Annotated in this window: 21 protein-coding genes, 1 tRNA gene and 1 riboswitch; of the genes, 15 read left to right on the top strand and 7 right to left on the bottom strand. The window is 70.5% G+C overall.

Annotated features, from left to right (window positions below; genetic code table 11):
• Positions 1–128: 128 nt before the first annotated feature.
• Complete coding sequence (locus tag AB0D04_RS17190; protein ID WP_362703584.1) at positions 129–1454, bottom strand: PTS transporter subunit EIIC; 1326 nt, start codon at positions 1452–1454, stop codon at positions 129–131.
• Between the two features lie 124 nt (positions 1455–1578).
• Here AB0D04_RS17190 and AB0D04_RS17185 point away from each other — a divergent pair, with 124 nt between their 5' ends.
• The 4 genes from AB0D04_RS17185 to rdgB all read left to right on the top strand — a co-directional run bounded on the left by AB0D04_RS17185 (position 1579) and on the right by rdgB (position 4012).
• Positions 1579–1938, top strand: a complete 360-nt coding sequence (locus tag AB0D04_RS17185; protein WP_362703683.1) for a PTS glucose/sucrose transporter subunit IIB — start codon at positions 1579–1581, stop codon at positions 1936–1938.
• 88 nt (positions 1939–2026) lie between these two features.
• Positions 2027–2758 (top strand): ribonuclease PH, encoded by a 732-nt coding sequence (rph, locus tag AB0D04_RS17180; RefSeq protein WP_362703583.1) that lies wholly within the window; start codon positions 2027–2029, stop codon positions 2756–2758.
• Positions 2759–2922: 164 nt separating this feature from the next.
• Positions 2923–3345 carry a hypothetical protein gene (locus AB0D04_RS17175; RefSeq protein ID WP_362703581.1) on the top strand — a complete coding sequence of 141 codons (423 nt, stop codon included), beginning with the start codon at positions 2923–2925 and terminating at the stop codon, positions 3343–3345.
• A 31-nt stretch (positions 3346–3376) separates the two neighbouring features.
• Complete coding sequence (gene rdgB / locus AB0D04_RS17170; RefSeq protein WP_362703580.1) at positions 3377–4012, top strand: RdgB/HAM1 family non-canonical purine NTP pyrophosphatase; 636 nt, start codon at positions 3377–3379, stop codon at positions 4010–4012.
• Between the two features lie 40 nt (positions 4013–4052).
• Here the strand turns inward: rdgB and AB0D04_RS17165 are convergent.
• A tRNA-Leu gene (locus AB0D04_RS17165) sits at positions 4053–4135 on the bottom strand.
• An 888-nt stretch (positions 4136–5023) separates the two neighbouring features.
• Positions 5024–6559 carry an MFS transporter gene (locus AB0D04_RS17160; protein WP_362703578.1) on the bottom strand — a complete coding sequence of 512 codons (1536 nt, stop codon included), beginning with the start codon at positions 6557–6559 and terminating at the stop codon, positions 5024–5026.
• A gap of 390 nt (positions 6560–6949) precedes the next feature.
• On the opposite strand from AB0D04_RS17160, the gene AB0D04_RS17155 reads away from it, so the two are divergent.
• Entirely contained in the window at positions 6950–7456 is a 507-nt protein-coding gene (locus tag AB0D04_RS17155) for a hypothetical protein (RefSeq protein ID WP_362703577.1), read from the top strand.
• Positions 7456–8742, top strand: a complete 1287-nt coding sequence (locus AB0D04_RS17150; protein ID WP_362703575.1) for a HAMP domain-containing sensor histidine kinase — start codon at positions 7456–7458, stop codon at positions 8740–8742. Before AB0D04_RS17155 ends, AB0D04_RS17150 begins: the two co-directional genes overlap by 1 nt.
• Before the next feature lie 211 nt (positions 8743–8953).
• Here AB0D04_RS17150 and bcp read toward each other — a convergent pair whose 3' ends face one another.
• The gene (gene bcp, locus AB0D04_RS17145) at positions 8954–9421 is read right to left on the bottom strand and encodes a thioredoxin-dependent thiol peroxidase (protein ID WP_362703573.1); all 468 of its coding nucleotides are present in this window, start codon (positions 9419–9421) and stop codon (positions 8954–8956) included.
• Between the two features lie 225 nt (positions 9422–9646).
• Between bcp and AB0D04_RS17140 the strand changes: the two genes are divergently transcribed.
• The gene (locus AB0D04_RS17140; RefSeq protein WP_362703571.1) at positions 9647–9967 is read left to right on the top strand and encodes a DUF3618 domain-containing protein; all 321 of its coding nucleotides are present in this window, start codon (positions 9647–9649) and stop codon (positions 9965–9967) included.
• 61 nt (positions 9968–10028) lie between these two features.
• On the opposite strand, the gene AB0D04_RS17135 is transcribed toward AB0D04_RS17140, so the two are convergent.
• Positions 10029–11135, bottom strand: coding sequence for a hypothetical protein (locus AB0D04_RS17135; RefSeq protein ID WP_362703569.1), 1107 nt, complete (start codon positions 11133–11135; stop codon positions 10029–10031).
• A gap of 213 nt (positions 11136–11348) precedes the next feature.
• Here AB0D04_RS17135 and AB0D04_RS17130 point away from each other — a divergent pair, with 213 nt between their 5' ends.
• Positions 11349–11651, top strand: coding sequence for a co-chaperone GroES (locus AB0D04_RS17130; protein WP_362703681.1), 303 nt, complete (start codon positions 11349–11351; stop codon positions 11649–11651).
• Positions 11652–11740: 89 nt separating this feature from the next.
• Positions 11741–11805, top strand: a riboswitch (guanidine-III (ykkC-III) riboswitch).
• Positions 11806–11843: 38 nt separating this feature from the next.
• Positions 11844–12164, top strand: a complete 321-nt coding sequence (locus AB0D04_RS17125) for a multidrug efflux SMR transporter (protein WP_362703568.1) — start codon at positions 11844–11846, stop codon at positions 12162–12164.
• 30 nt (positions 12165–12194) lie between these two features.
• On the opposite strand, the gene AB0D04_RS17120 is transcribed toward AB0D04_RS17125, so the two are convergent.
• Positions 12195–14423 carry a transglycosylase domain-containing protein gene (locus AB0D04_RS17120; RefSeq protein ID WP_362703567.1) on the bottom strand — a complete coding sequence of 743 codons (2229 nt, stop codon included), beginning with the start codon at positions 14421–14423 and terminating at the stop codon, positions 12195–12197.
• A 315-nt stretch (positions 14424–14738) separates the two neighbouring features.
• Between AB0D04_RS17120 and AB0D04_RS17115 the strand changes: the two genes are divergently transcribed.
• The 4 genes from AB0D04_RS17115 (at position 14739) to AB0D04_RS17100 (ending at position 18243) form a co-directional block, all read left to right on the top strand.
• Entirely contained in the window at positions 14739–15536 is a 798-nt protein-coding gene (locus AB0D04_RS17115) for an ABC-2 family transporter protein (RefSeq protein ID WP_362703679.1), read from the top strand.
• Between the two features lie 76 nt (positions 15537–15612).
• Complete coding sequence (locus AB0D04_RS17110; RefSeq protein WP_362703677.1) at positions 15613–16377, top strand: ABC transporter permease; 765 nt, start codon at positions 15613–15615, stop codon at positions 16375–16377.
• 10 nt (positions 16378–16387) lie between these two features.
• Positions 16388–17356, top strand: a complete 969-nt coding sequence (locus AB0D04_RS17105; protein ID WP_362703565.1) for an ATP-binding cassette domain-containing protein — start codon at positions 16388–16390, stop codon at positions 17354–17356.
• A 203-nt stretch (positions 17357–17559) separates the two neighbouring features.
• A complete protein-coding gene (locus tag AB0D04_RS17100) occupies positions 17560–18243 on the top strand; it encodes a DUF1707 domain-containing protein (protein ID WP_362703564.1) in 684 nt (227 codons plus the stop codon).
• 13 nt (positions 18244–18256) lie between these two features.
• On the opposite strand, the gene AB0D04_RS17095 is transcribed toward AB0D04_RS17100, so the two are convergent.
• Positions 18257–19567 carry an SGNH/GDSL hydrolase family protein gene (locus AB0D04_RS17095; RefSeq protein WP_362703562.1) on the bottom strand — a complete coding sequence of 437 codons (1311 nt, stop codon included), beginning with the start codon at positions 19565–19567 and terminating at the stop codon, positions 18257–18259.
• A 279-nt stretch (positions 19568–19846) separates the two neighbouring features.
• Here AB0D04_RS17095 and AB0D04_RS17090 point away from each other — a divergent pair, with 279 nt between their 5' ends.
• Together AB0D04_RS17090 and AB0D04_RS17085 are read left to right on the top strand one after the other, a co-directional pair.
• Entirely contained in the window at positions 19847–21187 is a 1341-nt protein-coding gene (locus AB0D04_RS17090) for a DUF445 domain-containing protein (RefSeq protein ID WP_362703561.1), read from the top strand.
• A 62-nt stretch (positions 21188–21249) separates the two neighbouring features.
• The gene (locus AB0D04_RS17085) at positions 21250–22023 is read left to right on the top strand and encodes a class E sortase (protein ID WP_362703559.1); all 774 of its coding nucleotides are present in this window, start codon (positions 21250–21252) and stop codon (positions 22021–22023) included.
• Positions 22024–22041: the final 18 nt, after the last annotated feature.

Below are 22041 nucleotides of genomic sequence, written 5' to 3'. Positions count from 1 at the left end.
TGGTTTAGACCATTCTTAGCATGCCGTCCCGGTGCAATGGAATCCGCTGTCCCAAGTGGCGTGGACCACACGACGAAGGCCCACGGGCCCGGAGGTCCGTGAGCCTTTCGCGACGAAGCGCCGCCCGCCTACTTGATGTTCGCCTCCTCCATGGCGTCCCCCACCTCGTCCGGCTCGCGTCCCGGCGTCGGCAGGTTGAATTTCGTGATCACGAAACGGAAGACGGCGTAATAGACGACCGCGAAACACGCCCCGATCGGAATGATCAGCCAGGGCTTGGTCGCCAGCCCCCAGTTGATGACGTAGTCGATCAGCCCCGCCGAGAAACTGAAGCTGTCGTGCACGCCCAGCGCCCAGCTCACCGCCATCGACACACCCGTCAGCAGCGCATGCAGCACATACAGCAGCGGCGCGACGAAAAGGAACGAATACTCGATGGGCTCGGTGACCCCGGTCACGAACGAGGTGAGCCCGACGGACAGCATCATCCCGGAGATCTCTTTACGGCGGTGCGGCTTGGCGCAGTGCGCAATGGCCAGCGCCGCCGCCGGCAGCGCGAACATCATGATCGGGAAAAAGCCGGTGGTGAACTGACCCGCGGTCGGATCGCCCGCCAGGAACCGGTTGATGTCACCGTGGACGACCGTGCCGTCCGGCTCCGTATAACTGCCGAACTGGAACCACACAAAGGTGTTCAGGAACTGGTGCAGCCCGATCACCAGCAGCGCACGGTTGGCGACACCGAAAAGCCCCGAACCGAGCCAGTCCAGATCGGTCAGCCACTTACTGAAGGCGGTCAGCGCGTCACCGATCGGCGGCCAGACCCACAGGCACGCCACCGCGAAGACCAGGCCGATGAAGGCCATCACGATCGGTACCAGCCGGCGGCCGTTGAAGAACCCCAGCCAGTCGACCAGCTTCACCCGGTGCAGCCGCTGCCAGAACCAGGCGGACAGAAAGCCCATCACAATGCCGCCGAAAACCCCCGGATTCTGGAATGTCGCCTGGGCGGCGTTCCCGCCCTTGTCGACGCACACCCCGCCCCAAGGCCCCGCCTGCGTGAACGTCTGCCCCGGACCGCAGATCGCCGGGAACTGATGCAGCACCGCGTAATAGACGAGAAAACCCGCCACCGCGGCCAGCGCCGTCGACCCGTCCGCCTTCTTCGCCATCCCGATCGCGACACCGATACAGAACAGCAGCGGCAGCCCCAGCCCCGAATCCAGCAGCGCGCCGCCCGCCCCCGCGAACACCTTGGCGACGTCGTCCCAGCCCAGCCCGTCCGCGCCGAACACATCCGGCTGGCCCAGGCGATTGAGAATGCCCGCGGCAGGTAGCACGGCAATCGGCAGCTGAAGGCTGCGGCCCAGCTTCTGCATCCCCTGGAAGACGGCCGACGCCCGCGACTTCACCGGCCTCTTCCCCGGCGCCGCCGCCGCTGCGTCCGAACTCATCGGCTTCCTCCCTCCCGCCGGCCGGTGCGCCGACCGGCGCGTACCGCATACTGATGGTGTAGACCACTGGGGGTGTGCGTCGGACGCCCGGCACACACCCCGGGTGATCGCCATCCTTCGCCAGATGGCACCCGACCGCCCCCATAGTTGGGCTGAACGTGCACAGCCGCACAGAACGCTCCTCCGCGTGCTCTGCGGTGGAAAAACCGCTCGGCGGAGCCGCCGACGGCCGAGACAAGCAGGAGTGGACATGGCCAGCAAGGCTGAGAAGATCGTCGCCGGGCTCGGCGGACTCGACAACATCGAAGAGGTCGAGGGCTGCATCACCCGCCTCCGCACCGAAGTCAGCGACGCCTCCCTCGTCGACGAGGCCGCCCTCAAGGCCGCCGGCGCCCACGGCGTCGTCAAGATGGGCACCGCGATCCAGGTCGTCATCGGCACCGACGCCGACCCCATCGCCGGCGAAATCGAAGACATGATGTGAGCTGAGCCCAGCGCTCACCCAGGGCCCCGCCCGGTGCATACGTCCGTACCGGAACGGGGCCCTCGCCATTCCCGATAGGGTCTACGCCATGTCTCGCATCGACGGCCGCACCCCCGAACAGCTCCGCCCGGTCACCATCGAACGCGGCTGGAGCAAGCACGCCGAAGGCTCCGTGCTCATCTCCTTCGGCGACACCAAGGTCTTCTGCACCGCCTCCGTGACCGAGGGCGTCCCGCGCTGGCGCAAGGGCAGTGGCGAAGGCTGGGTCACCGCCGAGTACTCGATGCTGCCCCGCTCCACCAACACCCGCGGCGACCGCGAATCCGTACGCGGCAAGATCGGCGGCCGCACGCACGAAATCAGCCGCCTCATCGGCCGCTCACTGCGCGCCGTCATCGACTTCAAGGCCCTCGGCGAGAACACCATCGTTCTCGACTGCGACGTCCTCCAGGCCGACGGCGGCACCCGCACCGCCGCCATCACCGGCGCCTATGTCGCCCTCGCCGACGCCATCGCCTGGGCCCAGGGCAAGAAGCTCATCAAGCACAACCGCCAGCCGCTGACCGGCACCGTCTCCGCCGTCAGCGTCGGCATCGTGGCCGGCGTCCCGCTCCTCGACCTCTGCTACGAGGAGGACGTCCGCGCCGAGACCGACATGAACGTCGTCTGCACCGGCGACGGCCGCTTCGTCGAGGTCCAGGGCACCGCCGAGGCCGAACCCTTCGCCCGCGACGAACTCAACGCCCTCCTCGACCTCGCCGTCGCGGGCTGCCGCGACCTCGACACGGCCCAGCGGGAGGCGCTGGCACGGGAACTCTGAGGCAGCGGGGGCCGGGGTGGGGCCCCGCCCCGCCCCCTCCTCGGCCTCCCCTTCCTTCCCCTTTCCCGCCCATTTCCTCCCGCCCCGGCAACCAAAGCGGGGCGCCACGCGTTTCTTCCGTTGCCCGCTCATGACCCCCATGACCCAAGGGAGGAATCCACTCCATGTCCCCGCGTGAGACCAGCCCGACCACCCGCCGCACCCGCCGTCCCGTCGCCACCGCCCTCGCCGTGCTGACCGCCGCCGCCCTCGCGATACCGGCACTCTCCGCCTGCAGCGCCGTCAACAAGGCGATGGACTGCGCCAATACGGCCGGTGCCGTCGTCGACTCCGTCGACAAGCTTCAGCGAGCCGTCGGGGACTCCCTCGACGACCCCCAGTTGGCCGAGCAGACCCTCGACTCCATCGACCGGAAGCTCAAGAAGGTCCGCGACGAGTCGAGCGACCCCGACCTCGCCGCCGCCGTCGACAAGATGAACGCCGGCATCAAGGACGCCCGCAAGGACATCAAGGACGCCAAGGCGCCCAACCTCGAGCCCATCTCCGATGCCGCCGGCGAAATGACCAAGGTCTGCACCCCGGGCTGACCGCTCCCGCGCACCGGGATAATCACTCCCTATGCAGCCTCGAACCAGCGGGCGCCCCGCATCCCGCTCCCGCCTCATCCTCGCCACCCGGAACGCCGGCAAGATCACCGAACTCCGGGCCATCCTGGACGCGGCCGAGCTCGGCGTCGAACTCGTCGGCGCCGACGCCTACCCCGACGTCCCGGACGTCAAGGAAACCGGCGTCACCTTCGCCGAGAACGCCCTCCTCAAGGCCCACGCCCTGGCCCAGGCCACCGGCCACCCGGCCGTCGCCGACGACTCCGGCCTCTGCGTCGACGTCCTCGGTGGCGCGCCGGGCATCTTCTCCGCCCGCTGGTCCGGCACCCACGGCGACGACCAGGCCAACCTTTCTCTCCTCCTGGCCCAGCTCGCCGACATCTCCGACGACCACCGCGCCGCCCACTTCGCCTGCGCCGCGGCCCTCGCCCTCCCCGACGGCACCGAGCGAGTCGTCGAGGGCCGGCTCAAGGGCACCCTCCGCCACACCCCCTCGGGCACCGGCGGCTTCGGCTACGACCCGGTCCTCCAGCCCCTGGGGGAGTCCCGTACCTGCGCCGAACTGACCCCCGCCGAGAAGAACGCCATCAGCCACCGGGGGCAGGCGTTCCGGGCGTTGGTGCCGGTGGTGAGGGAGTTGATGGGCTGAGGAACGCAAGAGGGGCCACCCGGCGGGTGGCCCCTGTGTGTGCGGCCGATGGGAGTCGAACCCACATGGGCAAATGCCCCGAGGCACCTAAAACCTCTGCTTATACCATTCAGCAACGGCCGCGTATCCGCCAATGCTACCGGTAGGTGAGCCTTGTCTTCACGCGATGTCGGCTTCCGCCTCTGCACCACGTGCTCGTGATTGCGTGGCAGTTGGGGCACAGCAACCGCAGGTTCTCCCGTCGGTTGTCGTGCCAGTCCCCGCTGACGTGACCGATCTCCCGCGTCATGGGCTTGCCGAGCCACTCGGGCCGACTTTGCACCTGGCGCAGCGCTCAGGCACGCCGACTTCGCGGAGCGCACGGCGCAGGCGCTTGGTGGCGATCCGGTGACGGCCGCTGTGCCGTACCAGAACGTCTTCCGGCCGTTTTTGGCGTTCGTGCCTGGCTTTCCCCGCTGATGAGCCTGACCGAGGAAGTGCTCAGTCGTCAGATGGTCGTCGGCGATCCACCTGCGCAACATGGCGCGTTGCCCACCAGTGTTCGTCCGGCTCAGGCGGTGCAGTACCTCGGCGATGGACACCGACTCGGCGACCGCCACTCGCCACTCATCGGGGGTGGGCCGGGGAGTCCTTCCGCAGGGGCGGAAGTGCGAGGTGTCGATCCCGTACGCCTTGATGCGGCGGCTGAGGTGCGTGTGGTGCCCACCGACGACCTCAACCCCGAGAGGGCGCAGGACTTCGCACATCTCCGCGGATCCACCCCCACCTTCGCCCACGCCTCCGACAGCGTCCGCGACGAGGACGCCGCGGCCTCCAGTCGCTCCCGGGTGTACGGACTGACCGGCATGCTTCCCCCTCGTCCCGTGCGCCGGGACCACCCCCGGCGCATTCCCGTCCTCCCGAACACATCAACGATCGAACGTGGAGTCGGTTACGTCCGGAAGGGGGAAAGGGAAAGGGAAAGGGGCCTCGGGGGAGAAAAACCCCAAGGCCCCACCGGCCACAGCTGTCTCAGAAGCGCGGCTCCGCGGTCTGTGCCGTGATCATTTCCACGGCCTCTTCCTTCGTGGCGACCGAAGGCGGTGAGCCCTCCAGGGGCTGCTGGGCCGTTTCCTTCATGCAGGCCACGGCGATGACGCCCACCAGGGCGGCACCCATCGTGTAGTAGGCGGGGACCATGACGTTCTTGTCGAAGACGTCCATGAGGGCGGTGATCACCAGGGGGGTGGTGCCGCCGAAGACGGATACGGCGATGTTGTAGCCGATGGAGAGCGAGCCGTAGCGGACGTTGGTGGGGAAGAGGGCGGGGAGGGCGGCGGACATGGTCCCCAGGAGGCAGACCAGGGAGAGGCCCAGGAGGGTCATGCCGCCGATGACCGCGGCCATGCTGCCCTGCTTGACCAGGAGGAAGGCGGGGATGGCGGTGATGAAGAAGCCGAGCATGCCGGTCATCAGGAGGGGCTTGCGGCCGTAGTGGTCGTTGAGTTTGCCGATGGTGCTGATGAGGCACATCAGGACGACCATGATGCCGAGGAGAATCAGGAGGCCGTGCGACTCCTTGTATTTGAGGGTGTCGGTCAAATACGTCGGCATGTAGGAGAGCAGCATGTAGTCGGTGATGTTGTAGGCACCGACCAGCGCGATACAGAGGATGAGCGTGGGCCACTGCTGGGCGAAGATTTCGCCCAGTTTTTTCTTGGGGGCGTTTTCCGAGAGGTGGGAGAACGCGGCTTCGGTTTCCACGACGGAGTCGGTGGTGGTGTGGGTCTGCGCCGCTTCCAGTTTCTGGAAAGCGGGGGTTTCGTCGAGCTTGACCCGGAGGTAGAGGCCGATGAGGCCGAGCGGGCCGGCGATCAGGAACGGCAGGCGCCAGCCCCAGGCGGACATGGCGTCGGCGCCCAAGGTGGTGTTGAGGAGCAGGACGATGCCGGCCGCTCCCGTGTAGCCGATGAGGGTGCCCATTTCGAGGAAGCTGCCGAAATAGCCGCGCTTTTTGTCGGGGGCGTATTCGGCGATGAAGGTGGAGGCACCGCCGTATTCGCCGCCGGTGGAGAAGCCCTGGACGAGGCGGAAGAGGATGAGCAGGACCGGGGACCAGAAGCCGATGGCCGCGTAGGAGGGGATCAGGCCGATGCAGAGGGTGCCCAGCGCCATCATGATCATGGTGAGGGCGAGGACCTTCTTGCGGCCGATACGGTCGCCGAGCGGGCCGAAGTAGGCGCCGCCGAGAGGCCGTACGAGAAAGGCGACGGCGAAGGTGGCGAACGAGGACAGCAGGCTGGTGGTGTCGCTGCCGCCGGGGAAGAAGACCTGGCCGAGGGTGATCGCGAGATAGCTGTAGATCCCGAAGTCGAACCATTCCATGGCATTACCGAGGGCGGCCGCCTTTACGGCCCGCCGGACCACCTTTTCGTCGGTGATGGTGATATCGGTGCGCCGCAGCCTGGGGTTTTTGCGCCGGGCGATGGCGCGGAAGAGGACACGGTGCCGGCGGAGGGCTTCCTTGTCCTCGGGTACGTGCTCTGCTGCGGTGCTCCCGTTGGCCACGAGGCGGTCCTCTCGGTCGGTCGGCGCGGTGATGCGCGGTGGGGATACGACAGATACGACAGGTGCGCCTGCGCGGTGGAAGGCGGATCCAAACCACTTTGGCCGAAATCCACGTCATCGGCGAGGTGGGTCAGGGGTGGCAGAGCAGGCGGGCGGGGCGCGGTGCCGTGAGTCAGGGGATCGGCGGGTCTGTTACAGGACTGGTACACAGCCGCGCGGTCGTTGAAGCGTGCGGGCAATCAGCTTGTGGGGGTGAGAGGGGAACGTGGCGGTCCGGAAACCGCTCTTTCGTAGCGTGTGGCGCTGTGCGTCGGCTCCTCTTCGGTGGGTGCGGGCGCGCCGGTGTGTGCTGGTGGGGGTACGGGGTGGGAGCCCCGGGAGGAGAACGTGATGACCGAGCGCGCGGGGTCCCGCTGGGCCCGTGGGCGTACCGCTCTGGCGACGTTTGCCGTGGTGACGGCGCTGGCGGCCGGAGGGGTGTGGTTCAGCCAGGCCTCGGACCGCGCGTCGGCGGTGGATGTGGCGCCGAAGACGGCGGCGGCGCGGGACGTCAAGGAGGACGGCAGGGAGTCCGGCGGTCTGCCGGGCGTGCGGGACTGCGGGATCGGGGCTCCGGCGGTCAAGCCGCAGGTGATCACGCTGGCCTGCGCGGATGCGGGGATGGTGGCGACCGCGATCACCTGGGACCGGTACGGATCCGAGGAGGCGGAGGGCACCGGCGTGGTGCAGGTGGTGAAGACGGCCGCGGGCGTGGGGGCGGATGCCGGGTTCCCGGCGACGTTCCGGCTCTACGGCGCCAAGACGGTCGACGGCGCGCGGGCCTTCACGGGGCTCGAGGTGACGTACGAGGGCTCGACGCCGCTCGGGGACACGACGGAGATGTACAACCTCGCGTGATGGGCATCAGAGGCCGGATCGCGCTGGCCATTTCGTGTATGACGGCGCTGGCCGTGGTGGTGCTCGGCTTTGCCGTGCACCACATAGCGGACGCGGAGCGGGAACGGTCGGCGCGGGCCTATCAGGACGACCGGCTGAGCAGTGCGCTGCAGATCTACGAGCGGGACGGGAAGCGGGCGCTGGGAGCGCAGCTGGACGATGCGGCCTTGCCGTTGCCGCTGCGGGAGGCGGTGTTCAAGAACCGGTCGGGGACGTATGTCAGCGGCGGCGAGGATCCGCGGGTGTGGGCGGCGACCGGGGTCGGTGACGGTGGCGGGGGCCGCCCGAAGCGGTCGTTGTCGGTGTCGGCGGCGTATCCGGACGACGATCCGGCGCAGGTGGCGCTGGACCGGGCGCTGGTGATCGCGGGGTTCGGCACGGTCGCGCTGATGGCGGCGGTGTCGTGGTTCGTGGCGCAGCGGCTGTCCCGGCGGCTGCGGTTGAGTGCGGCGGCGGCGCGGCGGATCGCGGCGGGGGCCGCACCGGATGCGGATGCGCTGGCCAGTAATGGCCGGGACGAGGTGGCCGAGCTGGGCCGCAGTGTGCATCACATGGCGATGTCGCTGGCGGCCCAGGCGCAGGCGGAGCGGGAGTTCACCGCGGATGTGGCACATGAGCTGCGGACGCCGGTGGCCGGGCTGGTGGCGGCGGCGGAGCTGTTGCCGCAGCCGCGGGCGGTGGAGATGGTGCAGGACCGGGCGCAGGCGATGCGGCGGCTGGTGGAGGATCTGCTGGAGGTCTCGCGGCTGGATGCGGGGGTGGAGCGGGCGGATCTGGATGCCTGTGAGCTGCCGTCGCTGGTGCGGGGCATTGTGCGGCGGGCGGCGCGGCAGCGGGGGGTTGACGAGGTGTCGGTGTCCGTCGAGGGCGAGCCGGTGATCGTGGAGACGGACCGGCGCCGGGTGGAGCGGGTGCTGGTGAATCTGCTGGCGAACGCGGCGAAGCACGGGCGGCCGCCGATCGAGGTCGTGGTGCAGGGGACGCGGATCGTGGTGCGCGATCACGGTCCGGGGTATCCGGCGGAGTTGTGCGCGGAGGGGCCGCGGCGGTTCCGTACGGCGGCGCCGGAGCGGGGGACCGGGCACGGGCTGGGGCTGACGATCGCGGTCGGCCAGGCGGATGTGCTGGGGGCGCGGCTGGACTTCGGCGCCGCCACGGAGGGCGGCGCCGAAGCCGTGCTGGAGCTGCCGGGTACCGGTATGCCGCTCACTGCAGCCGACAACGGCTCCTGCCCGGGGTCGTCCTGACGCGGGGTGCCGAAGCTGTGCTGGGGCTGCCGGGTACCGGTATGCCGCTCACTGCAGCCGACAACGGCTCCTGCCCGGGGTCACCCTGACGCGGGGCGCCGGCCGTGCTGCAGCTGCCGGGTACCGGTATGCCGTTCACCGCAGTCGACAACGGCTCCTGCCCCGGGCCGCCCCGGCGCGGGGCGCCGCGCGGGGCCTGGCCCCGGGCCGGTTAAAGCGCCAGATCCTTGATGATCTTGGCGACGTGGCCGGTGGCCTTGACGTTGTAGAGGGCGCGCTCGACCTTGCCCTCCTCGTCGAGGACGACGGTGGAGCGGATGACGCCGGTGACGGTCTTGCCGTAGAGCTTCTTCTCGCCGAAGGCGCCGTATGCCTCCAGGACCGCCTTGTCGGGGTCGCCGAGGAGCGTGACCTTGAGGTCTTCCTTCTCGCGGAACTTGGCGAGCTTCTCCGGCTTGTCGGGGGAGATGCCGATGACGTCGTAGCCGTGGCCGGCGAGGAAGTCGAGGTTGTCGGTGAAGTCGCAGGCCTGCTTGGTGCAGCCGGGGGTCAGGGCGGCCGGGTAGAAGTAGACGATGACCTTGCGGCCCTTGTGGTCGGCGAGCGAGACCTGCTTGCCGTCGGCGTCGGGCAGGGTGAAGGCGGGGGCGGTGTCGCCGGGCTGCAGTCGCTCGGTCATGGTTCTCCTCCTACGTGGATCCGTATGCCCCGACACTAACCAGGTGGGGCGGGCAAGGGGGGGCGCGGGCGCCGCGGCTGCCCGAAACGGGGGTGCTGTGGGGCGCGGGCGGGTGCGAGCTGACAGACTGTCCATCACGAATCGGCATGGAGCAAGGCGGCCGGTTCCGTACGGGGACTTGTCCCGTCCTCGTACGCATCGGCCCGAGACGACGGAGGCAGCGCGGTGTCGGAAGCCAGGACCCCTGCGCAGATCGAGGCGGACATCGCCCGCAGGCGGCAGGAGCTCGCCGTGACGCTCGACGAGATCGGTGTGCGGCTGCACCCGAGGACGATCATCGGCGATGCGAAGGCGGCGACCGCGGCGGCGGTGGACCGGACGGCGGGGCGGGCGTATGTGGCCGCGCACCGTGCGGTGTCGGGTGTGCGGACCCAGCTGGTGTCGGAGGAAGGGGCGCCGCGGCTGGAGCGGATCGTTCCGGTGGCCATGATCGGTGTGGCCGTGGTGGGCCTGCTGGCGCTGACCGCCAAGCGGCGCCGCTCCTAAAGTGTGTGGGCCGGGGCCGGACGGGGGCCGGCGGTGTGGGGCCCGGACGGGGCCGACACCGCTAGAGGCGTCGGACGGCCTGTGCCTCCGCCCGCTCGACCGCGGTACGGCCGTGGACATGGACGAGCGCGAGGTGGAACAGCGCCGGGGCCAGTGGAGCCCACCGGTGGATGCGGTCCGTACGCAGGAGGTAGCGGGCCACCTCCGCGGGGCGGAAGGGCACATGGTCGACCGTCTGGTGTTCCCATCTGTCGGCGACACCTCTGCTCATACGCGCCTGGAGGCCATCGCGGGTCAGCTCCGTCAGCCTCGCGTAGAAGTGGGCGCTCCAATGGCGCCGCTCCACATCGAGCACGAACGCCAGCAGGGTGAGCTGGGACTCGTGCGGTTCGAGCGACAGCTCTTCGCGCATACCGCGCCGGGCCACCGCGTACAGGTCCGGTGCGTTCCTGCCGGATGAGTCGATGTGCCGGGAGAGCCCCTCGTTCACGGAGGAGTTCCACACGCCCGGCGCCATCCGTACCCGGTCACTGCGCCGGGTGACGACGAGCATGTCGTCGGCGGTCACCACGGCAACGTTGACGGCGAAGCTGCACTGCAGGAAGGCCGGGGCGGCCAGCGGGCGGTCCGGGTCGAGGTAGCGGGACCGCGGGGTGGTGCCGCTGGGCAGGCGCCGGTCGAGTTGCTGGGCGGCGAGGAACGTGTAGTAGTCCGTGGGCCGCAGCCTCAGATGGACTTCCGGCTGTTCGTCGAGGGCGGTTCTGGAGATATCGAACGACTCGACGGCGTACCGCAGGCCGTTCCACACCGGAGTGCGGCCCTCCGCCTGGAGCTGAGCGCTCTCTTCCGCGATCTCCTGATGCCAGTCGGCCATCTCCGCCGGCAGGGCTATCTCCTCGTCCAGCACCTGGATGTGGATCGCCTCGGGAGTGATCGCCGACTCACCGTCGCCCTCCACGATCAAGGCGGCGGTGTGCAGCGGCCCCAGGGAGAAGGTCGTCCAGGTGCTGGCGGGCTCCTCCGGATGCCTTCGCAGGGTGCGCAGCGCATACGCCGAGCGCCTACGGATCTTGAACCAGGCGTCCTGCAGCGGCTGTTGGAACAGCGTGGCCAACACCATGCCGATGACAGCGCCGAGCACTCCATTGGCAACATCGATTCCGCCCATGCTCCGGAGACTAGACAGAACGATCAAGAAACGGTCCCGCTTGCCCGTTCTGTTACCTCCGCGGTCCCTGCCCGGGATGCCCCCGCCGGCGCCGGAAGGGCCCCGGGCGGTCCGTCGTCGGCCGTCGGTGCGTGGTGTGCGCCGCCGGGCAGGTACGGTCATGCCGTGAGCCCGAATAACACCAAGGACACCCACGACAAGCTGCCGATCCGGATGCTGCACGACCGTGTGCTGGTCCGGACGGACATCCCCGAGGGCGAGCGGCGCTCGACCGGGGGCATCGTCATTCCGGCGACCGCGGCGGTCGGCCGCCGCCTGGCCTGGGCCGAGGTGGTCGCGGTCGGGCAGAACGTGCGGACCGTCGAGGTGGGGGACCGGGTGCTCTACGACCCGGAGGACCGTGCCGAGGTCGAGGTGCGCGGTGTGGCGTATGTGCTGATGCGGGAGCGGGATCTGCATGCGGTGGCCGCGGAGCGGCTGGAGGGCGCGGACGATTCGACGGGGCTCTACCTCTAGCCCCCGGGGCCTGCGCCGGTCCCTTGAAGCTGTTGTCCCTGACGGGCGGTGACCGAGGTCACCGCCCGTTCCGTCTGGAGCCGGTCCGCCGCTTGCTAGCCTCGTAAGCACCCGACGAGACGCGCCGTACCGGGTCACGACAAGACGACGCACCCCTGTTGAAGCTCTTGCAGCGTTTACGGAGGTGCCGTCATGGCATGGATTCTGCTGGTCGTCGCCGGTGCCCTGGAGGTCGGCTGGTCGGTCGGGATGAAGTTCACCGAGGGGTTCACCCGGTTGTGGCCCAGCGTGTTCACCGGCGCGGGCATCGTCGCCAGCATGCTGCTGCTCTCGTATGCGGCCCGGAGCCTGCCGATCGGTACGGCCTATGGCGTGTGGGTCGGCATCGGGGCGGCCGGTGCGGCGGTGGTGGGGATGGCGGTCCTCGGGGAGCCGGTGACCGCGGCCCGGATCTTCTTCATCGGTCTGTTGCTGGTGGCGGTGGTGGGTCTCAAGGCGACGTCGGGGCACTGACCGGCGGGGCCGGCACCCCGCGGGCCCCGCTCACCCCACCCACCACGCCCCTTCGGGGCCCACGGTCGGGAAGTCCTCCGTGGGCTCGGTGGTGGGCTGCGGTGGCTCGGTCGGGAAGGTGGGGGTGGGCGGTTCGACGGTCGGTGTGGTGGGGATGCCGGTCGGCGGGCCGGAGGTGGGGGGTGCGGTCGTCGGTCCGGTGGTCGGCGAGCCGGATTCGCCGGGCGATGCGGGCGGCGGGCCCGAGGTCGTGGGCGCGCTCGGCGGGGGGCCGGCGCCCGTCTCCAGCCGGAGGTCGAAGTCGGTGACCGGATGGCCCTCCAGGGCGGCGGCGGTGTAGTCGGCCCAGATCTGGGCGGGGAAGCCGCCGCCGTTGATGCGCGGCAGGCCCGCCGCCCCGTACAGCGGCTCCTGTGCGGCGCTCTTGGGGTTCTGGCCCAATACGGCGACCACGGTGGCGAGTTCGGGGGTGTAGCCGGCGAACCAGGCGGCCTTGTCGTTCTCCGCGGTGCCGGTTTTGCCGGCCGCCGGGCGTCCGGCGTCCTGGGCGGCGGTGCCGGTGCCGCCGTCGACGACGCTGCGCAGGACCGAGGTGGTGGTGTCGGCGGCGCTGCGGTCGAGGGCGGCGTGCTCGGCGCGTTCGGGCAGCGGGAGGGTCCCGCCGCTCTTGGCGACCTTGTCGACGAGGGTGTACGGGCGCTGTCTGCCGTGGTGGGCGAAGCCGGCGTACACCTGCGTCATCTCCAGCACGCTGGGGGTGGCGGTGCCCAGCGAGATGGCGCCCTGGGACGAGGAAAGGCTGGGGGTGTCGGCGGGGATGCCCAGGTCCACGGCGGTGTTTTTGACCTTGGTGGGGCCGACGTCGATGCCCATCTGGGCGTAGACGGCGTTGACGGACTTGTCGGTGGCCTCGGTGACGGTGATCGGGCCGTAGGAGCGGTCGTCCTCGTTGGCCGGAGCGAAGCCGGTGGGGGAGCCGTGGCTGAGCGTCATGCGTTTGTTGGTGCCGTCGTAGACGGTCTCGGGAGTGATCCGCATGCCGTCCTGGGTCGTTGCGCGGTTCTGTACGGCCGAGGCGAAGACGATCGGCTTGAAGGTGGAGCCGACCTGGTAGTCGCGGCGGGTGGCGCCGTTGACGTACTGCTTGGCGTAGTCGATGCCGCCGTACATGGCGACGACCCGGCCGGTGGCGGGGTCGATGGAGGCGCCGCCGGCCCGGACATAGGTGTCGACCTTGCGGGAGCGGTCGAGCTGGTCCATCAGGCGGGTGGTGACGGCGTCGACGAAGGCGTCCTGGCGGTTCTTGGACAGGGTGGTGGTGATGCGGTAGCCGCCGGCCCGCAGGGTGTTCTCGTCGATGATCTTGTTGCCGGTCAGATAGTCCTTGACGGCTTCGACGAGATAGCCGCGCTGGCCGGAGAGCCCGGCGGAGGCCTTGACCGGTCCCGGTTCGGGGAACTTCATCGCGGCGCGTTCGGCGCGGCCGAGCCACTTCTTCTTGACCATGCCGTCCAGGACGTAGTTCCAGCGTGCCAGGGCCCGCTGTTTGTTCTCGGGGTGGGCGGTGATGTCGTACGCGCTGGGGGCGTTGAGGAGGGTGGCGAGATACGCGCCCTCGGCGGTGGTGAGCCGCTCGGAGTTCTTGCCGTAGTAGGCCTGGGCGGCGGCCTGGATGCCGTACGCATTGCGGCCGTAGTAGCTGGAGTTGAGATAGCCCTCGAGGATCTGGTCCTTGGTCTCCTCGCGGTCGAGCTTGATGGCGATGAAGAACTCCTTGGCCTTGCGGGTGACGGTCTGTTCCTGGCCGAGGTAGTAGTTCTTGACGTACTGCTGGGTGATGGTCGAGCCGGACTGCTTGCCCTTGCCGGTGACGGTGTTCCAGGCGGCGCGGACCATGGCGGCGGGGTCGACGGCCGACTCGGAGTAGAAGTCGCGGTCCTCGGCGGCCAGTACGGCCTGCTGGGTGGACTTGGGGATCTGGCTGAGCGCGACGTTCTCGCGGTTGACGTCGCCGTCGCGGGCCAGGAAGGAGCCGTCGGAGTAGAGATAGATGTTGCTCTGGGCCTTGGCGGCGCTGTTGGCGGGCGGGATGTCGACGAGGAGATATCCGGCGACGAGGCCGCCCACGACCACCAGCAGGAACAGCAGTACGGCGGTCAGCACCGTCCGCCAGGTGGGGATGGCGCGGCGCCAGCCGGTGCGCCGGGGGCGGGAGGTGCTGCCCCCGGCGGTCGTTGTGTCCTCCGGACCGTCGCTCATGTCTGTATGGACTCCTCGGCGGCCGCCAAAGGTTGTGCTGCGGCGGATTGATGGGGTGTCGGGGAATCACGCGCTGAACCGGAAAAGGCGTACTCACCCGATAAGGACCTGAAGATCCCGAAGGTCCTGTTGGAGAACTGTCGCATCATGCGTCCCGGTCCCGAGGGGTGGCGCGCACCTGTGACCGCTCCCTGACCGGCCGGATGGCGCCCCCGTCTCACCCGAACCGGTGATAAATCGATGGTGCGGTCCGCGATTGCCCTACTAGGCTCCGATGCTTTGCCGTCGGATGACAAGAGCTGGGGGACCGCGGAGGTGTGGTACACGGCCGTGGCGGCCGGCAGCTTCCGCCGGTATGCCACCTATCGGACCGCCACCGCGGCGGGCGTCTTCACCAACACCGTCTTCGGCTTCATCCTCGCCTACACCTACCTCGCCCTGTGGGCCGAACGCCCGCACCTGGGCGGCTACGACCAGGCCCAGGCGCTGACGTTCGTATGGACCGCGCAGGCGCTGCTGGCGGCCTCGGCACTGCTGCAGGGCGGCGGGATCGACGAGCTGCAGGAGCGGATCCGCAGCGGCGACATCGCGGTGGACCTCTACCGGCCCGCCGACCTCCAGCTGTGGTGGCTGTCCGCGGACCTGGGCCGGGCCGCGCTGCAGCTGATCGGGCGCGGGGTGGTGCCGTTGGCGGTGGGCGCGCTCTGCTTCCCGCTCGCCCTGCCCGCCGACGCGGGGACCTGGCTGCTGTTCCTGTTCTCGGTGGCGCTCGGGGTGCTGGTCAGCTTCGGGCTGCGTTATCTCGTCGCGCTGGCGTCGTTCTGGCTGCTCGACGGCGGGGGCCTGGCCCTGATCAGCGGTCTGGCCTGTCTGTTCTTCTCCGGGATGGTGCTGCCGCTGCGGGCCTTCCCCGGCTCCTTCGCCGAGATCGCCCAGCTGCTGCCGTGGGCGGCGATCCTCCAGGTTCCGGCCGATGTGCTGCTCGGCGCCCGCAGCGGCGGATCGCTGCTGCGGGGGCTGGCGTTCCAGGCGGCGTGGGCGGTGGCACTGCTGATGCTGGGCCGGCTGGTGCAGCGGGCCGCCACCCGCAAGGTGGTGGTGCAGGGTGGTTAGCGAAGCGGCGACGGAGCGGACGGGGCGGGCGGCGGCGCTCGTGCACGGCCTGCGCGCCTACGCCCTGATCGTCGGGATGTGGATCCGCTCCACCCTCGCCTACCGCACCTCGTTCGTGCTGATGGCGGTCGGCAACTTCGCCGCCAGCGGCCTGGACTTCGTCGCCATCCTGCTGATGTTCTCCCAGACCGGTGTCCTCGGCGGCTTCTCGCTGCCCGAAGTCGCCTTTCTCTACGGCACGTCCAGCCTCTCGCTGGGCCTGGCGGACCTGGCGCTCGGCAGCATGGACCGGCTCGGGGCGCGGGTGCGCGACGGCACCCTGGACACCCTGCTGCTGCGCCCCGTACCGGTCTTCGCGCAGATCGCCGCGGACCGTTTCGCGCTGCGCCGGCTGGGCCGGCTCGGCCAGGCGCTGCTGGTGCTGGGCTGGTCGCTGACCCGGCTGGACGTGGACTGGACGGCGGGCCGGGTGCTGCTGGTGCCGCTGATGACGGTGTGCGGTGCGGCCATCTTCGCGGCGGTGTTCACGGCGGGGGCGGCCTTCCAGTTCTGGGCGCAGGACGCGGCCGAGGTGCAGAACGCCTTCACCTACGGCGGCAACAACATGCTCCAGTACCCGCCCACCGTCTTCGCCCGGGACCTGGTGCGCGGGGTCACCTTCATCATCCCGCTGGCCTTTGTGAACTGGCTGCCCGCGCTGCGGCTGCTGGACCGGCCCGACCCGCTGGGGCTGCCGGGCTGGGTGGACTTCCTGGGGCCGGCGGTGGCGGCGCTGATGTGTGCGGCCGCGGGGCTGGCCTGGCGCTGCGGACTGCGTGCGTACCGGAGTACGGGGAGTTGAGACACGGCATATGACGACAGAGCAGCTCATTGAGGTGGACGGCGTCGAGAAGGTCTTCTCGGTACGGCGCAAGGCGGGCCGGCTGCGGAGGGTACGGCACGAGGTACGGGCCGTGGACGGCATCACCTTCCGGGTGCCGCGCGGCGAAATGGTCGGTTACATCGGCCCGAACGGCGCCGGGAAGTCCACCACGATCAAGATGCTGACGGGCATTCTGGTGCCCAGCGGCGGCCGGCTGCGGATCGCCGGCATCGACCCCGCGCGCGAACGGACCCGGCTGGCCCGGCGGATCGGGGTGGTTTTCGGCCAGCGCACCACCCTGTGGTGGGACCTGCCGCTGAAGGACTCGTACGAACTGGTGCGCCGTATGTACCGGGTCCCGGAGTCCGTCTACCGCGCCAACTTCAGCCGCTGCGTCGAACTGCTGGACCTGGGGCCCCTGCTGGACGTCCCCGTGCGGCAGCTGTCGCTCGGTCAGCGGATGCGCGGCGATATCGCGGCGGCGCTGCTGCACGACCCCGAGGTGCTCTATCTGGACGAGCCCACCATCGGCCTGGACGTCATCAGCAAGGCGAAGGTCCGGGAGTTCCTGCGCGAGGTGAACGCCGACCGCGGGACCACGGTCCTGCTGACCACCCATGACCTGACCGACATCGAGCAGCTGTGCCGCCGGGTGATGGTCATCGACCACGGCCGTCTCGTCTACGACGGCGGGCTGGCCGGGCTGCGGGCGGCCGGGGACGGCGAGCGGACGCTGGTGGTGGACCTGGAACGGGAGCTGCCGCCGATCGACGGTGTCCCCGGGGCCCGAACGGTCAAGGTGGAGGGGCCGCGGCAGTGGCTGGCGTTCCCGGCGGGGCAGAGCGCGGCGCCGCTGGTCACGGCCATCGCGGAGCGCTATCCGCTGGTGGATCTGTCGGTGCGCGAGCCGGACATCGAGGATGTCATCGCCAAGCTGTATTCGCTGCGCTCGGGCTGAGCCCCACGTTTTCGGCCGGCCCGCCGTGGGGGTTTCCCGCCGTTGCGCCTGCGGCGGGTTGTTGCCGCTGCGCGGGGCTGTTCGGGTGCGGGACCGGACCTCCGGACTCCGTCCTGCGGTCCGCCCCCTCCCGTTGGGGGTGGGGAAAAGACGGTGGGGGTGAAGGTGAGCGGCCGGGCGCGGCGTCCCCGTAATCTGTTCATATGACCGACAGAATCCCCGAGTTGCGGGCCGCCGATGCCGATCGTGAGCGGGTGGCCGAGATCCTGCGGGACGCCCTTGCCGAGGGGCGGCTCGAGATGACGGAGTTCGAGGAGCGGCTGGATGCGGCCTACCGGGCCCGTACGTACGGGGAGTTGACGCCGCTGACCGCCGATCTGCCGGTGACGACGCAGAGTTCGGCGGGCGGACGGCCGGCCGCGACGGGTGTGCCGGCCGGCTGGGCGGAGCGGATCGGCGGCACCGCCACCTCGCGGGGTGCGTTCGCGATGTGGAGCGGGTTCCGGCGCAAGGGGCGGTGGACCGCGCCGCGGCTGTTCACGGCGGTCACCTTCCAGGGCGGCGGCAAGATCGACCTGCGTGAGGCGGACTTCGAGGCGTCCGAGATCACCATCCGCTGTATCGCGGTACAGGGCGGCATCGAGGTCGTGGTGCCGCCCGGCGTCCAGGTACGGGTCAAGGGGTTCGCCCTGATGGGCCGCTTCAGCCGTACGGAGGACGGCACCGGCGAACCGGGCGCCCCGGTGGTGAACATCACCGGCTTCGTCTTCCAGGGCGGCGTGGACACCCAGCGCAAGGCCACCAAGGCCGAGCGGCAGCGGCTCAAGGAGGCGGAGCGCGCGCGGCGCGTGGAGCTCGGGAAGCGGCCGCGCAAGGAACTCGGCTGACCGGCGCCGGGCCCTACAGCTCGGCCGGCGCCGACCGCTTGAGATGGTCCAGGTTCAGCGCATGGGCCATCGCCCGGAAGCCCTCGTCGCTCGGGTGCAGATGGTCACCGGAGTCGTACACGGGCCGCAGCCGCACCGGCGCCGCCGGGTCGCGCAGCGTCTTGTCCCAGTCCACGACCTCGTCGTAGACCGCGCCGGACCGGATGATGCGGTTGACCTGTTCGCGTACCTGGTTCATCCGCGTGGAGTAGCCGCGGTGCCCCCCGAACGGCGTCAGGGTGGAGCCGGTGACGCGCAGCCCGCGGTCGTGCGCCTCGTGCACGATCGCCCGCATGCCCGCGACGATCTTCCGCGGGTCCCACTGCCGCGGCGACTTGAACAGGTCGTTCAGCCCGATCTCGACCACGACCGCCTTCACCCCGGTACGCGAGAGCGCGTCGCGGTCCAGTCGGGTGAGGACGCTGGGGCCGTTGTTGGGCGAGAAGCGGCTGCCGTTGACGAGGAGCCGGTTGCCGCTGATGCCCTGGTTGAGGACGCCGTAGCGGGGCGCACCGCGCTCGGTGCGCAGGCGCTCGGCCAGGAAGTCCGTCCAGCGGTGGTTGGCGCCCGCGGTGGAGGTGATGCCGTCGGTGATGGAGTCGCCGATGGCCACGACCGTGCCGTGGGCCTCGGCGCTCCACACGTCCACGCCGGTCAGATAGCGCCAGTACGGGCTCTGCTCCGTATAGGCGGCGCCGGTGGCGTCCTCCGTACGGTCGCCGCGCGCCAGGTAGGAGGTCTGGCGGGCGTACGGGTGATAGGTGGCCGGGCCCGAGGGGGACGGGGAGTACGTGGTGACCAGGAGGTCGGCGTTGTCGGGGACCTTGAGCCGGACCGGGTCGCTGGTGACCGCGCCGCCCGCCGGTATGGTCACCGCGGGCTTGCCGCCGAAGGTCAGCCGCCGCATGGTGCCGGCCGCGGCCGTGGGGTTGCTGGGGGCGCTGGCGACCGCCAGCGAGGCGTGGCTGACGGACAGCGGGCGGGTGCCGTAGAGGTTGGAGAGCTGGATCCGGGCGCCGGAGCCGCCGACGCTGGTGTGCACCACGTTGCGTATGGACATCCCCGCATAGCCGTCCAGGGTGCCGGGCTCGGCGGCCGCGGCGGCCGCCGCCCAGGTGCCGACCCACTGCCCGGAGACCGCCGGCGCCGCCGGGTCGCGCGGCTTGTGCGGGGCGCCGCCCGCGCCGCCGTTGCCGCCGCCGAAGCCGACGAATATGGCCGTCGAGACCAGCACCACCACTGCCGCCAGACCGGCGAGCAGGGCGTAACCCACACTTTTGTTCATGCGGGAGCGTTCTCCTGGGGCAGGCGGAGCGCGGCGCTCCGGGCGGGCAAGGGCAGCGAGTGACCAGCGGCACCGTTGCGGTCCGATCGTTTCTTCATGATCCCACGGCCCTCCGGGACACCGCCCGGCGCCCTGGCGATGGCCCCTCATGACGTGGACGCAGGGAACTCGTGGTTCGTTCCGGGAGTAGGCCACAGTGGGACATACGGCGTAGGGACAGCCGCCGTACGGACGGACGGCGTACGGAGGGCGGGGGGATCGGTGGGAACGGTGGAGCGCATGGAACGCACGAAGACGGATACGGCGACGAGGGCGGAGGCGGTGCCGGAGCCGCTGGGCCGGGCCGTACCCCTGGGCGGTTTCGGCAGCAGCGCCGCCGACGAGGAGAAGCGGCGCGGCGTACGGCGGATGAAGACGCTGGCCACCGGCCTGCTGCTGGCCGTGGCGTTGATCTATGTCCTGGCGAAATGGGCTCAGTCCTCCGGGGCGGGCGGCTGGAGCGGCTTCGTCGCCGCGGCGGCCGAGGCGGGCATGGTCGGTGCGCTGGCCGACTGGTTCGCGGTCACCGCGCTGTTCAAGCGGCCGATGGGTCTGCCGATCCCGCACACCGCCATCATTCCTACCAAAAAGGATCAACTGGGGCAGAGTCTGGGTGATTTCGTCGGTGAGAACTTCCTCTCCGGCGAGGTCGTCCGCCGCCGTCTGCGCTCCGCAGGCATCGGCAGACGGCTCGGCGGCTGGCTGGGCGAGCCGGGGAATGCCGACCGGGTCACCGCCGAGCTGTCCACCGCGCTGCGCGGTGCGCTGACCGTGCTGCGCGACTCCGACGTCCAGGCCGTCGTCGGCGAGGCGATCACCCGCCGCGCCGACGCCCAGGAGATCGCCCCCGGCATCGGCGCCATGCTGGAGAAGGTCGTCGCCGAGGGCGGCCACACCCGGGCGGTGGACCTGGTCGTCACCCGCGCCCACGACTGGCTCGTCGAACACGGCGACTCCGTCATGGCGGCGGTCTCCGGCGGCGCCCCCGGCTGGACCCCCCGGTTCGTCGACCGCAAGGTCGGCGACCGCGTCTACAAGGAGCTGCTCCGCTTCGTCACCGAGATGCGCGACATGCCCGAGCACCCGGCCCGCGGCGCCCTCGACCGCTTCCTGACGGACTTCGCCGGCGACCTCCAGGCCGACCCGGAGACCCGCGCCAAGGTGGAACGCCTCAAGTCCGAGGTGCTGGGCCGCGGCGAGGTGCAGGACCTGATCGCCTCCGCCTGGGGCTCGGTACGCGCCATGATCGTGGCCGCCGCCGAGGACGAACGCAGCCAGCTGCGGCTGCGGCTACGGGCCTCGCTGCTGTCCCTGGGCCGGCGGATGGGTTCCGACGCGCGGCTCCAGAGCAAGGTGGACGGCTGGCTGGAAGGCGCGGCCGTCTATGTGGTGACGGCCTATCAGGGGGAGATCACCTCCCTGATCACCGACACCGTCGCCGGCTGGGACGCCGAGCACACCTCGCGGAAGATCGAGGCCCATATCGGCCGTGACCTGCAGTTCATCCGTATCAACGGCACGGTGGTGGGCGCCCTGGCGGGCCTTGCCATCTACGCGGTCTCACAGACGTTCGGCGGCTGAGCCCGCTCGTATCCCCTCCGTACCTCTGGTGATCGCCGCTCCCAGGGCCTACCGTGCGCCCCGTGCGGGAGCGGATACCGGTGGTCGTACAGGGGCGGCGCACCCGCCGCTCCCTCGCCGCGCGGGCGCTGTGGACCGGCGCGGAGCTGGCCGTGACGCTCGGCGCCGTGGTGCTGCTGCTCGTCGTCCATCAGCTCTGGTGGACGAACCGTCAGGCGCGAGACGAGGCCCGCGACCAGGTGGCGCGGCTGGAGCGGCAGTGGGCGGCGCGGCCGCAGGCACACCCCAAGCCGCCCGCCGCCGTCCCTTCGCCCGCCGGTCAGCGCGGTGCCGGCGCGGCCGCGCCGCCCGAAAAGCCCGGCGCCGCCGCCCCGCCGCCCCCACCGGACCTCGCCTACGCCGTCCTCCGCATCCCCCGCATCGGCATCGCCGCCCCCGTGGCCCAGGGCGTGGGCAAGGCAGCCGTCCTCAACAAGGGGTACGCGGGGCACTATCCGCACACCGCGCAGCCCGGCGGCCCCGGCAATGTCGCGCTGGCCGGGCACCGCAACACCCACGGCGAGCCGTTCCGGCACCTGGACCGGCTGCGCCCCGGCGACACCGTGACCCTCGACACCGCCGACGCCCGCTTCACCTACACCGTCCGCCGCACCCTCCCGCAGACGACCCCCGGCGACGGCACCGTCCTCGCGGCCGTCCCCCACAGCACCGTCCACCCCGCCTACGGCTTCACCGCCCCCGGCGCCTACCTGACCCTGACGACCTGTACGCCGGAATACACCTCCACCTACCGGCTGGTGGTGTGGGCGGTGTTGCGGTCGACACAGTCACGGTGAACGCGGCCGCCCAGGGCC

The sequence above is a fragment of the Streptomyces sp. NPDC048483 genome, assembly GCF_040651455.1.
Lineage (GTDB): Bacteria > Actinomycetota > Actinomycetes > Streptomycetales > Streptomycetaceae > Streptomyces.
Note: the sequence above shows the minus strand (reverse complement) of the source record. Positions and strands in the feature narration are given on the sequence as shown.